This is a genomic window from Streptomyces sp. MMS24-W38 (assembly GCF_059889265.1).
Genome location: NZ_JCBCPP010000001.1, coordinates 5,738,853 through 5,751,594, shown reverse-complemented (window position 1 = coordinate 5,751,594; position 12,742 = coordinate 5,738,853). Strand labels below are relative to the sequence as shown.

At 72.8% G+C, this 12,742-nt stretch carries 11 protein-coding genes; 2 read left to right on the top strand and 9 right to left on the bottom strand.

The features are described from left to right. The first annotated feature begins 41 nt into the window (after positions 1–41). Positions 42–737 carry a DUF5995 family protein gene (locus tag AC6F7H_RS25165; protein ID WP_500759227.1) on the top strand — a complete coding sequence of 232 codons (696 nt, stop codon included), beginning with the start codon at positions 42–44 and terminating at the stop codon, positions 735–737. A gap of 72 nt (positions 738–809) precedes the next feature. Here AC6F7H_RS25165 and AC6F7H_RS25160 read toward each other — a convergent pair whose 3' ends face one another. The 9 genes from AC6F7H_RS25160 to fmt all read right to left on the bottom strand — a co-directional run bounded on the left by AC6F7H_RS25160 (position 810) and on the right by fmt (position 11,917). Further along, positions 810–2,522, bottom strand: coding sequence for a flavin monoamine oxidase family protein (locus tag AC6F7H_RS25160; protein WP_500759226.1), 1,713 nt, complete (start codon positions 2,520–2,522; stop codon positions 810–812). 53 nt (positions 2,523–2,575) lie between these two features. Further along, positions 2,576–3,364: a carbon-nitrogen hydrolase family protein gene (locus AC6F7H_RS25155; RefSeq protein WP_500759225.1), complete on the bottom strand. Its 789-nt coding sequence runs from the start codon at positions 3,362–3,364 to the stop codon at positions 2,576–2,578. A 417-nt stretch (positions 3,365–3,781) separates the two neighbouring features. Then, the gene (locus AC6F7H_RS25150; RefSeq protein WP_500759224.1) at positions 3,782–4,984 is read right to left on the bottom strand and encodes an MFS transporter; all 1,203 of its coding nucleotides are present in this window, start codon (positions 4,982–4,984) and stop codon (positions 3,782–3,784) included. A gap of 333 nt (positions 4,985–5,317) precedes the next feature. Continuing rightward, positions 5,318–5,770, bottom strand: coding sequence for an Lrp/AsnC family transcriptional regulator (locus tag AC6F7H_RS25145; RefSeq protein ID WP_109379437.1), 453 nt, complete (start codon positions 5,768–5,770; stop codon positions 5,318–5,320). An 80-nt stretch (positions 5,771–5,850) separates the two neighbouring features. Next, positions 5,851–7,293 (bottom strand): GuaB1 family IMP dehydrogenase-related protein, encoded by a 1,443-nt coding sequence (locus tag AC6F7H_RS25140; RefSeq protein WP_500762037.1) that lies wholly within the window; start codon positions 7,291–7,293, stop codon positions 5,851–5,853. 277 nt (positions 7,294–7,570) lie between these two features. After that, the gene (locus tag AC6F7H_RS25135) at positions 7,571–8,617 is read right to left on the bottom strand and encodes a sugar-binding transcriptional regulator (RefSeq protein ID WP_109379439.1); all 1,047 of its coding nucleotides are present in this window, start codon (positions 8,615–8,617) and stop codon (positions 7,571–7,573) included. A gap of 78 nt (positions 8,618–8,695) precedes the next feature. Beyond that, positions 8,696–9,382 (bottom strand): ribulose-phosphate 3-epimerase, encoded by a 687-nt coding sequence (gene rpe / locus AC6F7H_RS25130; protein WP_500759222.1) that lies wholly within the window; start codon positions 9,380–9,382, stop codon positions 8,696–8,698. A gap of 91 nt (positions 9,383–9,473) precedes the next feature. Continuing rightward, positions 9,474–10,892 (bottom strand): RsmB/NOP family class I SAM-dependent RNA methyltransferase, encoded by a 1,419-nt coding sequence (locus tag AC6F7H_RS25125; protein ID WP_500759220.1) that lies wholly within the window; start codon positions 10,890–10,892, stop codon positions 9,474–9,476. Between the two features lie 92 nt (positions 10,893–10,984). After that, positions 10,985–11,917: a methionyl-tRNA formyltransferase gene (gene fmt / locus AC6F7H_RS25120; RefSeq protein ID WP_500759218.1), complete on the bottom strand. Its 933-nt coding sequence runs from the start codon at positions 11,915–11,917 to the stop codon at positions 10,985–10,987. 233 nt (positions 11,918–12,150) lie between these two features. Here fmt and AC6F7H_RS25115 point away from each other — a divergent pair, with 233 nt between their 5' ends. Continuing rightward, on the top strand, positions 12,151–12,720 hold the full coding sequence (locus AC6F7H_RS25115; protein ID WP_500759217.1) for a hypothetical protein: 570 nt from the start codon (positions 12,151–12,153) through the stop codon (positions 12,718–12,720). Positions 12,721–12,742 lie beyond the last annotated feature (22 nt).

Here is a 12,742-nt window from a genome sequence, read left to right as displayed (position 1 = left end):
CGCCGCGACTGGCACCACACTAAAGGTGCGACTCTGCGCTCATGGCGCAATGCGAACAAGCCCGTCAAGTCCGCACCCCCGTAGACACCGTCGTCTCCCGGATGCGCGCCCTCGACTCCGCCCTGCCCCGCCGGGACGGGATCGCGGTCTTCAACCGCGTCTACCTCGCGGTGACGACGGAGGTGGACCGGCGCATCGACACCGGTCTGCTCGCGGACGAGCGGGCGGCGGTCACCCTGGACGTGCTGTTCGCCGAGCGCTATCTGGACGCCGTCGAGGCGGTGTCCGAGGGCCGCCGCCCACCGGCCTGCTGGCGTCCGCTGTTCCAGTTCCGCCACCATCCGGGCGTACGTCCGCTGCAGTTCGCGCTGGCGGGCATCAACGCGCACATCGGCCACGACCTGGCGCTCGCCGTCGTGGACACCTGCCGTACGCTCGGCTGCGAACCCGCCCGTGTGGAGGACGAGTTCGACCATGTGGGCGACCTCCTGGTCACGCTGGAGGAACGCATCCGCGAGGAGCTGATGCCGGGTCCCGACCTGCTCCAGCTCGCCGACCCGATGACCCATCTGCTCGCTGCGTGGAGTCTGGACCGCGCCCGGGACGCCGCCTGGACGGCGGCCCGCGCGCTGTGGGCGCTGCGCGGACTGCCGGACGTCGCCGAGGAGTTCGCCGCGCGGCTGGACATGGCGGTCGGCTTCGCCGGACGCATGCTGCTCACGCCCCTGCCCGACTGACCCGGGCGGTCCGGCGGCCGCGAGCCGGACGGGCTCCGGAAGGGCCAAGGAGCTCCCGGGGCTCCGGGGGGCTCAGTCGTCGGAGAGTTCCACCGGCGCGATCTCGTCGTAGACGTCACCGGGACCGGGGTTGGTCGCGTCGGTCGCTCCACCGAAGTGGTGCATGACGCCCCAGACCGCGTTCAACGCGGTCTGGACGGCACCCTCGGCCCAGCCGGCCGTCCAGGAGATGTCGTCGCCGGCCAGGAAGACGCCCCGCTTGTCCTCGGGCAGCCGGTCCTGCATGAAGTGCGTGAACAGGCGCCGCTGATAGCGGTAGTGGCCGGGCAGGTTGGCCTTGAAGGCGCCCATGAAGTAGGGCTCGTTCTCCCAGGAGACGGTCACCGGGTTGCCGATGATGTGCTTCCTGATGTCGACCGTCGGGTAGATCTCGCCCAGCGACTTCAGCATGACCTCCATCCGCTCGTTCGGCGACAGCGGCAGCCACTTCAGGCTGTCGTCGCACCAGGTGTACGAGAGGCAGATGACGGCGGGCTTGTCCGGGCCGTCGTCGAGCAGGTAGGTGCCGCGGGTCATCCGGTCGGTGAGCGTCATCGACATGACGTCCCGCCCTGTCGGGTTCCCGTTCTCGTCGACGGCCTCGTCCAGCCAGAAGGGCCGGTCCACGGGCACGAAGAGCTTGGAGCTCTCCATGTAGTGGGTGCGCTCGATGGCGGTCCAGTGGTCGATGGGGAAGAGCGATTCGTCGCAGGCGATCTTGGAGAGCAGCATCCAGGACTGGGCGGTGAAGACGGCCGCCCGGTAGGTGCGGATGTCCCCGTTCGCGTCCGTCACCGTGATGTGGTGGCCGGCGGTGCGGTGCAGCCGCGTCACCGCCGGGCGGGGCTCGCCGTCGGTGTGCAGGGACTTCAGCGATGTGCCGTACGGCCAGTGGACGATCTTCTCCGGCTCGCGCTCCCACAGGCGCAGCGGCAGCTGCTGGGAGCCGCCGACGATGCCGCGGTGGTGGTCGTCGGCCTCGGTGTAGACGACCCGCAGGATCTCCAGGATGGAGTTGGGGAAGTCGGTGTCCCAGCCGCCGGTGCCGAAGCCGACCTGGCCGAAGATCTCGCGGTGCCGGAAGGACTTGAAGGCCTCGGAGTCGCAGAGGAAACCGTAGAAGGTCTGGTTGTCGAGCCTCTCCACCAGCCGCGACCAGATCTCGCGGATGCGCGGGACGTCCCGTTCGCGCAGGGCGCGGTTCATGTCGGAGAAGTCGGCGCCCTCCTCCAGGCAGCGGTTCCAGGCGTCCGCCACGTCCCGGTAGACCTGCGGCAGGTCGTCGGGCGTCTCGGCGTAGTGGGACTCGCCCTTGAGATCGACGACGGTCGAAGGCGTCGTCTCGGCAAGGGGGTTGGGGAAGGGGCGGGTCTCGAGTCCCACCAGGTCGATGTAGTGCTGGAGGGCGGTGGAGGACGGCGGGAAGCGCATCGCGCCCATCTCGGCGGTGAGCGAGGGGTCGCAGCCCTCGAAGCCGACGGTGCGCAGTCGGCCGCCGATCCGGTCGGCCTCGTACACGACGGGCTTGAGGCCCATCTTCATCAGCTCGTAGGCGGCGATGATCCCGGACAGGCCGCCGCCGACGACCGCGACCTCGGTACCGTGCTCGGTCGCGGGGATCTGGCCGAGGCCCGCGGGGTGGGCGAGGAAGTCGTCGTACGCGTACGGGAAGTCCGGGCCGAACATGGTGATCGGCGGCTGCTGCTCGTCGGCGTGCTCGACGGCGTTGGGCACCGTGGACGTCATGGGGTGCGGACTCCTTGCGCGAACGGTCTTCGAGATGTCGTGGGAGGCGTGGTTCAGCCGCGGGGCCCGTACAGGCCGGGGCGGCGGTCCCGCAGATACGGGTTGTTCTCACGGGAGGCCGCGAGAAGGGCGGGGTCCACGTCGGCGAGGACGAGTTCCTCGCCGCGGCCCGCCCGGGTGCGGGCGACTCCGTCGGGTCCGGCGAGGGCGGACAGTCCCGCGAACTCCAACTCGCCCTCCCGACCGACCCGGTTGACGTACGCGATGTACATCTGGTTCTCGAACGCCCGCACCGGCACGACGGATTCGGCGACGAACTGGAACGGGTGCATCAGCGCCGTGGGCACCAGGAGGAGGTCGGTGCCCGCCAGGGCGTGGGCGCGCGCGTTCTCCGGGAACTCGACGTCGTAGCAGATCAGCAGGCCGACGGTGAGGCCGTTGAGCTCGGCCTGGACGACCGGCTGGTCGCCCGGGGTGAAGTGCTCGTGCTCGAAGCTGCCGAAGAGGTGGGTCTTGCGGTAGTTCGCGAGGCGGGTGCCGTCGGCGGAGACGAGCTGGAGGGAGTTGTGGACCGTGTCGTCGGTGCGTTCCGGGTAGCTGTAGGCGATGGCGAGTCCGTGCCGGGCGGCCGTCCGGGCGATCGCGTCGGCCGCGTCGCCGTCGGCGGGCTCGGCGAGCGCCGTGATGTCGTCGCCGATGGCGTACCCCGTCAGGAACAACTCCGAGGTCACGAGCAGCCCGGCGCCGGCCGCGGCGGCGCGGCCCGCGGCCTCGTCGAGGACCTTGAGGTTCTCGGCGACGGATCCGGGCCGTCCGGAGCTCTGGAGCAGGGCGGTGCGCATGCGTTTTCCTCATCGGTACGCGGGGGTTTCGGGGGTCGCACAGACGCTACGTCCGGTCGGCTCGGCCGGACAAGAAGGAGCCGTTGCGTGCCCATGAGCGAACTGTTGCGTCCGCCGCGGGGTCGGCGGCGATTCGTTGCACGCCCCCGGTTCGGCGCCCGTGTCGGGGAGGTGGAGGCGACGCCGGGGGCCGTCCTGCCCGTCCGTTCCACCTGCGTGAAGACCGCCGTGCGAAACACCCGGGGCCGCCGCGTGGACGGGGCGAGCACCGGAGCGAACGCGAGCGCGACGAAGCGGGCGCGGACCGTGGTGGGCCGGCCGATGAGCCGGCGCTCGGCTCTCCCACGAACGCCCGGGTGACCGGGCGGACGAAGCGGCCGCCGGCCGGTGTCACCGGCCGGCGGCGAGGCGCACGGCCTACGGGACGCCGCGTGGCGAGCGCAATGGCCTCATGAGCATCAGGAGCAACGCTGTCACCAGGTACGGCAGCGCGAACACGGCGAAGGCCGTGCTGTGTCCGCCGCGTGAGGCGATCACCGCGTAGCCGCCGAACACCGCGACCGTGGCCACCTCGGTGACCAGGCCCGCGACCGAGGTCAGGGTGGCCCGCCCGGTGTCCGCGATCCGCCGCTGGAGGCCCGCGTCGGCCAGTACGGTCGCCGCCTGGAAGCCGCCGAAGGCCAGGGCGACGAGCACGAGCCCGGCCGTCGTGCCCGCGGCGGAGCCGACGGCCAGGACGAGCCCGGAGCCCGCGAGCAGGCTCGCGAGTCCGGTCGTGCCGAGGCGTTCGCCCTCCCCGGCCAGCAGGCTTCCGGCGGTGGCACCGGCCCAGATCAGCAGGAGCAGCCAGGGAACCGTCTCGTCCGCCACGCCGGTGTCCCGCACCAGCAGCGGCGTGTACTCGTCGAGGGCGCCCCAGACGGCGCCCACGGCCGGTACGAGCAGCAGCGCGCCGCGCACCGACCGGTCGGCCCGGGCCTCGGCGAGCCCGGCGCGCAGGGCCGCGGTCCAGCCCTCGTGCCCGGTCGCCGGGCGGCGGTGCTCCGGGAACCGGAGGGCCGTGACCGCGGTCAACACGCATCCCAGGACGCTGGCGGCGCCGACGGCGGTGTGGCCGCCCCAGGCCAGCACCGGACCGGCGAGCCCCATGGCCGCCATCACGGCGACCAGTCCCGCCGCGCGGGCGCGGCCCATGACGCGGGCGTAGCGGTCGGCCGCGTCGAGCCGCTCCAGTTCGTCGTAGACCAGCGCCTCCAGCGCACCGGACGCGAGCGCTCCGCCGGCTCCCCACAGCACGAAGCCGATCGCGAAGGCACCGTAGGAGGGCAGCAGCACCCACAGGGCGAAGCCGGCGGCGGTGAGCAGCGGGCCGAGCCACAGCAGCAGGCGCCGGGACACGGCGTCCGCCCAGACACCGGAGGGGACCTCCAGCAGGACGCCGGCGACCGACCAGAGGGCGAACAGGGAGGAGATCTGCCAGACCGTCAGACCGGTGTCGCTGAACAGCAGCGCGTACACCGGGTAGAGCAGCACGAAGTCTTCGAGGAACGCGTAGCCGTACAGCGTGGTCGTCAGCCGTCGGACGCGGGGGTCGGGCGCACGCGTGGGCGTGAGAGTCATGAGGCCTTCCCGTAAAGGCGGTTCGGACACCGGACGTGGAGGACGTACGGCGCCCGGGGCGGCCCACGGGAGGCACGAGGGGTGGATCAATGTCGCCAGGTCATGACACCGATGGTAGACGCCTGAGCCGGATGCGGTCCGTCGTTTCCGTGTCCGGCCGACGTGTCCGACCGGACGGTCACGGCTCCGGGGCGGAGGGCCGAGGGGGCGGCAGCGCGTCTCCGCTGCGCCTGAGCCGGCGCCGGACAGCCGGGATCGCGACATGGCCGATCCGTTACAGATGCAGGATGTTCCGGTCGGCGTTCGCCTCGAAGCCGCAGCCGGGGTTCTCGCCTAGGTGGGCGACCCCGACGAGAAGCGGCGCAGCAGCGGTGACAACACCAGTACGGACTTGGTCCGCTCGACGAACGGCTCCCCCGCGATCCGTTCCAGGACCCGTTCGAAGTGCCGCATGTCGGCGGCGAAGACCTGGGCGACCGCGTCCGCCTCCCCGGTGACGGTGGAGGCGGACACGACCTCCTGGTAGCGCTCCAGGCCCCGCTGGATGGTCTCCGGGGAGGTGTTGCCGCGGCAGTAGATCTCGACGAACCCCTCGGTCTCCCAGCCGAGGGCGGCGGGGTCCACCCGTACCGTGAAACCGGTGATGGCACCGGTGGCGCGCAACCGGTCCACGCGCCGCTTCACCGCGGGCGCGGACAGGCCGACGAGCTGGCCGATGTCCGCGTAGGAGCGGCGGGCGTCCTCGGCGAGGGCGTGCACGATGCGTTCGTCGAGATCGTTCAGCACTGCGGGCGGTTCACTTCGCTTCTGGGAGGTCCACAACGGGGCCGGTGGGGTCGGGCCGGTACGGAATCGGCCGGGGCGGGTCAGGTCCAGCTGGCGTGCAGCGGCTTGCCCTCGGCGTAGCCGGCGGCGCTCTGGACGCCGACGACGGCCTTCTCTGCGAACTCCTCCAGGGAGCCGGCGCCCGCGTACGTGCAGGAGGAGCGGACGCCCGCGATGACCGAGTCGATCAGGTCCTCGACGCCGGGCCGGGCCGGGTCGAGGAACATGCGGGAGGTGGAGATGCCCTCCTCGAACAGCGACTTGCGGGCCCGGTCGTAGGCCGACTCCTCCGAGGTGCGGTTGCGCACGGCGCGCGCGGAGGCCATACCGAAGGACTCCTTGTAGGGGCGGCCGTCCGCGTCGTGCTGGAGGTCGCCGGGGGACTCGTAGGTCCCGGCGAACCAGGAGCCGACCATCACGTTGGACGCACCGGCCGCGAGCGCCATCGCGACGTCGCGCGGGTGACGGACACCGCCGTCGGCCCACACGTGCTTGCCGTACTTCCTCGCCTCCGCCGCGCACTCCAGCACCGCGGAGAACTGCGGCCGGCCGACGCCGGTCATCATGCGGGTGGTGCACATGGCGCCGGGGCCGACACCGACCTTGACGATGTCCGCGCCGGCCTCGATCAGATCGCGCACCCCCGCGGCGGCGACGACGTTGCCCGCGGCGACCGGGACCTGCGGATCGAGGTCGCGCACCAGCTTCAGCGCGCTGATCATCGACTCCTGGTGCCCGTGCGCCGTGTCGATGACGAGCGTGTCGACGCCTGCCTCCAGCAACTGCTGGGCCTTGCCCGCGACATCGCCGTTGATGCCGACGGCCGCGGCGATCCGCAGCCGGCCCCCCGCATCGGTGGCCGGCGTGTACAGGGTGGCCCGCAGGGCGCCCTTGCGGGTGAGGATGCCGGCGAGGCGGCCGTCCTTGTCGACGGCGGGGGCGTAGCGCCGGTTGGCACCGTCCAGGGTGTTGAAGGCCTCGCGCGGGTCCGTGTCGGCGTCGACGAGCAGCAGGTCGCGGGACATGACCTCGGTGAGCTGCGTGAAGCGGTCCACGCCGGACAGGTCGGTGTCGGTGACCACGCCGACCGGCCGGTGCTCGTCGTCCACGACGACGCCCGCGTTGTGCGCGCGCTTGGGCAGCAGGGCGAGCGCGTCGGCGACGGTCTGGTGCGGGGCGAGCACGATGGGGGTGTCGAGGACCAGGTGGCGGCTCTTGACCCAGGAGACGACCTCGGTGACGACCTCGATCGGGATGTCCTGCGGGATGACCACGAGACCGCCCCGGCGGGCCACCGTCTCGGCCATGCGGCGGCCGGCGATGGCCGTCATGTTGGCGACGACGAGCGGGATGGTGGTGCCCGTGCCGTCCGGGGAGCTGAGGTCCACGCTCTGACGGGAACCGATGGCGGACCGGTTCGGCACCATGAAGACGTCGTCGTACGTCAGGTCGTACGGGGGCTCGATGTCGTTGAGGAAACGCACGTGCTGCACATCCCAGTCGTTCAGAGGTGGCCCCCGGACAGGTCAGCCAGGGGGAAGAGCACGTACCTCATTGTCCCATGACGGCCGGAACGCCTTCTCCGGTCGGATCGTCCAGGCCGTGCCGCCGGGCACTGGGAGGAATCTCCGAGCGTCCGGGCCACGGCGAGTGACGGGGTACGCGGGGCCGAGCGGGCAGGCAGGCAGACGGGGACGAGCCGCGGCACCATGCGCCCGACGCTGCCACGCCCACCCCGGGCCCACGCGTCGTCGGGATCGGTCAGGGGCCGTCGGGGTCCGAGCGGTTGAGGGCGGACCTGGGGGCCGGTCCCGCCGCCATCAGGTAGTCCGCGGCCGAGGTGTCCGTCACCAGGCTGGTGACGAGCCCGGAGCGCAGCACCGCGTCGATGGCGGGGCCCTTGCGCTGCCCGCCGGCGATCGCGACGACCTCGGGGACCCGGCGGAGCTGGTCGGCCTTGACCGTGATGCACCGCTCACCCAGGTCGCGGCCGACCCGGCGTCCGTCGGAGTCGAAGAGATGGGCCGACATCTCGGCGGCGACCCCGAGCGAGGCGTAGTGCGCGCGCTCCTCGTCCGAGAGCATGTCGTGCACCGTCGAGATGCCCGGCTCCCACGATCCGATGGAGACACAGGCGACCGTGACCTTGTCGAAGTACTCGAAGGCCCGCGCGATGCCCGTCTGGTGGCGCAGCGCCTGAGCGGTGGCCGCGTCCGGCAGCAGCATCGGCGCGTAGATGGGGTGGGCGTCGCCGCCCGACACCTGCGCCGCCCGCCGTACGGCCTCCACCGAGCCGCGCTCGGCGGTCCCGGCGTCGTACACGCCCGTGAGCTGCACGACCGTGCAGGGCGGCAGCCGGTCCAGGGCCGCCGCCATGTGGATGGTGGACCGGCCCCAGGCCAGGCCCAGCACATCACCTTCGTCGACCAGCTCGCCGAGCAGGTCGGCGGCCACCTCTCCGAGGTTCTCGGGATCGGGTGTCTCCTCGGCCTCGGCCGGGGACTCCACCACGACGGCGTGCCGCAGGCCGTAGCGGGCACGCAGCGCGTCGGAGCGCTCCGCGTCCAGCTCGGCGGGCACACGGATCTCGATGCGCACGAGATCCCGTTCGAGGGCGGTCTCCAGGACCCGGGCCACCTTGAAGCGGCTGACGCCGAACTCCTCGGCGATCTGGATCTTGGACTTGCCCTCGAGGTAGAAGCGGCGGGCCATGGCCGCCGCCTGCACCAGCTCAGCGGGTCCCATCCGCATGGCTGAACGGCCCGCCGCCGACATACCCGACACGGCGTTCTCCTCACTGCTGTTCACATTCTGGATTCGCCGTTCATCCTCGCAGATCCGGCGCGGTCGATCAGCCCTGCTGAAAGCCGTTCACGTTCTCGTGGCTCAGTGGTCGCATGCCCAGGACGCCCTGCCCGTGGCGGCCTCGGCCTGGCGGCGCAGTGCGCGGACCGCCTCGGCCGGGTCCGCCGCCCCGTACACGGCGGACCCCGCGACGAAGACGTCGGCGCCGGCGTCGGCGCACTGCTCGACGGTGGACGCCGAGACCCCACCGTCGACCTGCAGCCAGAGCTCCAGGCCGTGCTTGCTGATCAGCTCGCGGGTGCGGCGGATCTTCGGCAGCATGATGTCGAGGAATGCCTGGCCCCCGAAGCCCGGCTCGACCGTCATGATCAGCAGCATGTCGAGCTCGGGGAGCAGGTCCTCGTACGGCTCGATGGGGGTCGCGGGCTTCAGCGCCATGGAGGCCCGCGCCCCCTTGGCCCTGATCTCGCGGGCCAGCCGCACCGGTGCGGCGGCCGCCTCGACGTGGAAGGTGACGGAACCGGCCCCCGCCTCGACGTACTGGGGCGCCCAGCGATCGGGGGCCTCGATCATCAGGTGGCAGTCCAGCGGAGTGTCCGTCGCACGGGCGAGCGACTCCACGACCGGCACACCGAGCGTGAGGTTCGGGACGAAGTGGTTGTCCATGACGTCGACGTGGAGCCAGTCGGCTCCCGCGACCGCCCGCGCCTCGTCCGCGAGGCGGGCGAAGTCGGCGGACAGAATACTGGGGTTGATCTGCGCGGCCATGCACCAAGCCTGCCATGCCCTTCGGGGGTCGGCGGCATCGGTCGGGTACCAATACGGTCGCGTGCGGACAGGCCGCCGCTTCGGGGCGGGGTCAGCCGGTCCGGCGGACGAGCGCCAGATACATGGCATCGGTTCCGTGCAGATGCGGCCACAGCTGTACGTCGGGGCCCTCGCCCAGCTCCGGGACTCCGGGCAGCAGCGGCCGGGCGTCGAGGAGCTCGGTGTCCGGGAACTGCTTGAGCAGGTCGGCGACCACGGCCCTGGTCTCGGCGAGGTGCGGCGAGCAGGTGGCGTAGCCGACGACGCCGCCGACCCTTACGGCCTCCAGGGCGCCGCGCAGCAGCCCGCGCTGCAGTGGGGCGAAGCCGTCCAGGTCGTCCGGCCGGCGGCGCCAGCGCGCCTCGGGCCGGCGGCGCAGGGCGCCGAGCCCGGTGCACGGCACATCGACCAGGACCCGGTCGAAGCTGCCGGGCCGCCACGGCGGCTGGGTCCCGTCGGCGGCGACGACCTGGTACGGCCCGGGGTTCCCGGCCAGCGCCTTCGCGACCAGTCCGGCCCGGTGCGGCTGCTTCTCGGAGGCCAGCAGGGCGGCGCCCCGCTCGGCGGCGAGCGCGGCGAGCAGCGCGGCCTTGCCACCGGGGCCGGCGCAGCCGTCCAGCCACCTGTGGTCCGGCCCGTCCAGCGGGGCGTTGGCGACGGCGAGCGCGACGAGCTGGCTGCCCTCGTCCTGCACTCCGGCCCGGCCGTCCGCCACGGCCGGGATCGCGCCCGGCTCGCCGCCCTCGCTCAGCCGCACCGCGTACGGCGACCAGCGTCCCGGGAGGGCGGCCTCCTCGCCGAGCAGTTCCTCGGGGGTGGCGCGCCCGGGACGGGCGACCAGGGTCACCTCGGGCCGCTCGTTGTCCGCCCGCAGCAGTTCCTCGATGCCGGCACGGCCGCCGCCGAGGGAGTCCCACAGCGCGGAGACGATCCAGCGCGGGTGCGAGTGCACGACGGCGAGATGGTCCTCGGGATCCTCGTCGTAGGGCGGCGCGACCCGCTCCAGCCAGCCGTCGAGGTCGTGCTGCGCGACCTTGCGCAGCACGGCGTTGACGAACTTGGCCCGCCCGTCGCCGAGCACCACGCGCGCGAGCTCGACGGAGGCGGAGACTGCGGCATGCGTGGGGATCCGGGTCCCGAGCAGCTGGTGCGCGCCCAGGCTGAGCACGTCCAGCACGGGCGGGTCCACCTCCCGCAGCGGCCGGTCGATACAGGCCGCGACGACCGCGTCGTACGTGCCCTGCCGGCGCAGCGTCCCGTACACCAGCTCGGTGGCGAGCGCCGCGTCCCGGGCGTCGAAGTCACCGCCCTCGCGGGCCCTGCGCAGTAGCGGCGGCAGGACGAGGTTGGCGTAGGCGTCCCGCTCGTCCACGGCCCGCAGGGCCTCGAAGGCGAGGATGCGGACGGGGTCCTTCTTGGGCCGACGGTAGGGCTTGCCGGGCTTGCGGGGCCGACGGGACTGGTCGCTCACGAAAAAGGTGCTCCGGGTGTGGGATGAAGTGCGCGGTCCAGCCTACGTCGCCGGGGGCGGGGCCGGAGCGGGGTGGGACCGGGGGCCTCGGCTCAGGCGCCGACCGTCTCCTCCGCGCCGATCCGCGCGCCGCGTGCCCAGTCCGCCGCCCGCATCGGCTTCTTGCCCTGGGCCTGCACCCACAGCAGCTCCACGGCGTGCGAACCGGTGCCGACGTACACGTTGTTCTTGCCCGCGGACACCCGGCCCGGGGCGAGGTCCGTGCGGTCGGGAGCGGGGACGGCCTGGACGAGCTTGAGCCGCTCGCCCCGGAAGGTGGTCCAGGCACCGGGCGCGGGGGTGCAGCCGCGCACGATCCGGCCGACGCGCAGGGCCGGGGCGTTCCAGTCGACGCGGGCGTCCTCGACGGAGACCTTCGGGGCGAGGGTGACCCCGTCGGCGGGCTGCGGTACGGCCTTCAGGGTGCCGTCCGCGATGCCGTCCATGGTCGCGGCGAGCAGCCCGGCACCGGCGAAGGCGAGCCGGGTGAGCAGGTCGCCGCTGGTGTCGGTGGGGCGGATCTCCTCGGTGACGGTGCCGTAGACCGGCCCGGAGTCGAGCCCCTCCTCGATGAGGAAGGTGGACGCACCGGTGATCTCGTCTCCCGCCATGACGGCGTGCTGCACGGGCGCCGCACCGCGCCAGGCGGGCAGCAGCGAGAAGTGCAGGTTGACCCAGCCCCGCTCCGGGATGTCGAGGGCGGCCCGGGGCAGCAGGGCGCCGTAGGCGACGACGGGGCAGCAGTCGGGGGCGATCTCGCGCAGCCGCTCCAGGAACTCCGGGTCCCGGGGCTTCACGGGCTTGAGCACCTCGATCCCGGCCTCTCGCGCCCGCTCGGCGACCGGAGAGGCCACCAGCCTGCGGCCCCGCCCGGCCGGCGCGTCGGGCCGGGTGACGACGGCGGCCACCTCGTGCCGCTCCGAAGCGAGAAGAGCTTCCAGGGCGGGAACGGCGACCTCGGGGGTACCGGCGAAGACGAGCTTCATGGAGTGGTTCGGGCCTCTCGGGCAGGGACGGGTGCGGGCAGCGCACCAGTCTATGGGGGACCGACGCGTCGGACGAAGCCGAGGCGCACGCTCCCGCACGGGGGCGCACGCATATGCCGCCACGCCCCCATCCCGTGACCCGCGGGGCGAATCCGCGTTGGTCAAGAAAGAGTTGACCACATCGGGCCCGGACGCGGCCCGTTCCTTTCAACGCCGGCTCGAGAGGCTTGTTCATGGCCGACCACGCAACCCACGACGCCCAGGCTCGCGCCAGCCTGCACTTGCTGGTGCGGGACATCGAGCGGGTCCGCCGGCAGGTGGACGCACTGCGCACGCTCACCGCCCAGCTGGGCAACGTCTACCGCCCTCGCCGCTCCGGCCCCTCCACGGGCTTCGTCGTCTACGGACGTGCCCCCGCTCCGACGGTCCGTCTCGCCCAGGAGCTGCGGGACAGCGTCGAGACCCTGGTCACCGCGGCCGTCGACTTCGACCGTTCGCTGGGCTTCTCGTGGGACGCGGTGGGCTCCGCGCTCGGCGTCACCAAGCAGGCGGTGCACCGCCGCTACGGCTCCCGCCGTGCCTCGGCCGCCCGGACCGCCCCGGCCGTGGAGGCGGAGCGCACCGCGGAGCCGTCGGGGACCCGCACGGTCAACGTGGGCGCCGGGGTCTCCACCGTGCCGACGGTCCCGGCCGCCCGTTCCATGCCGACCCAGCCCACAGCGAGCAGCTCGTCCCTCCGCAACGACCCCCGCCCCACGACGTTCCCCGCTCCCCCGACCTTCCCGGGCCCCCGCAACGGCTGACCCGACGGTAGTACGGCGCCGT

Coding starts and splice junctions, on each gene's coding strand:
- rpe (WP_500759222.1), bottom strand. CDS start 9,382: ATGGCCGCGCAGATCAACCCCAGTATTCTGTCCGCCGACTTCGCCCGC.
- AC6F7H_RS25160 (WP_500759226.1), bottom strand. CDS start 2,522: ATGACGTCCACGGTGCCCAACGCCGTCGAGCACGCCGACGAGCAGCAG.
- AC6F7H_RS25155 (WP_500759225.1), bottom strand. CDS start 3,364: ATGCGCACCGCCCTGCTCCAGAGCTCCGGACGGCCCGGATCCGTCGCC.
- AC6F7H_RS25150 (WP_500759224.1), bottom strand. CDS start 4,984: ATGACTCTCACGCCCACGCGTGCGCCCGACCCCCGCGTCCGACGGCTG.
- AC6F7H_RS25115 (WP_500759217.1), top strand. CDS start 12,151: ATGGCCGACCACGCAACCCACGACGCCCAGGCTCGCGCCAGCCTGCAC.
- fmt (WP_500759218.1), bottom strand. CDS start 11,917: ATGAAGCTCGTCTTCGCCGGTACCCCCGAGGTCGCCGTTCCCGCCCTG.
- AC6F7H_RS25165 (WP_500759227.1), top strand. CDS start 42: ATGGCGCAATGCGAACAAGCCCGTCAAGTCCGCACCCCCGTAGACACC.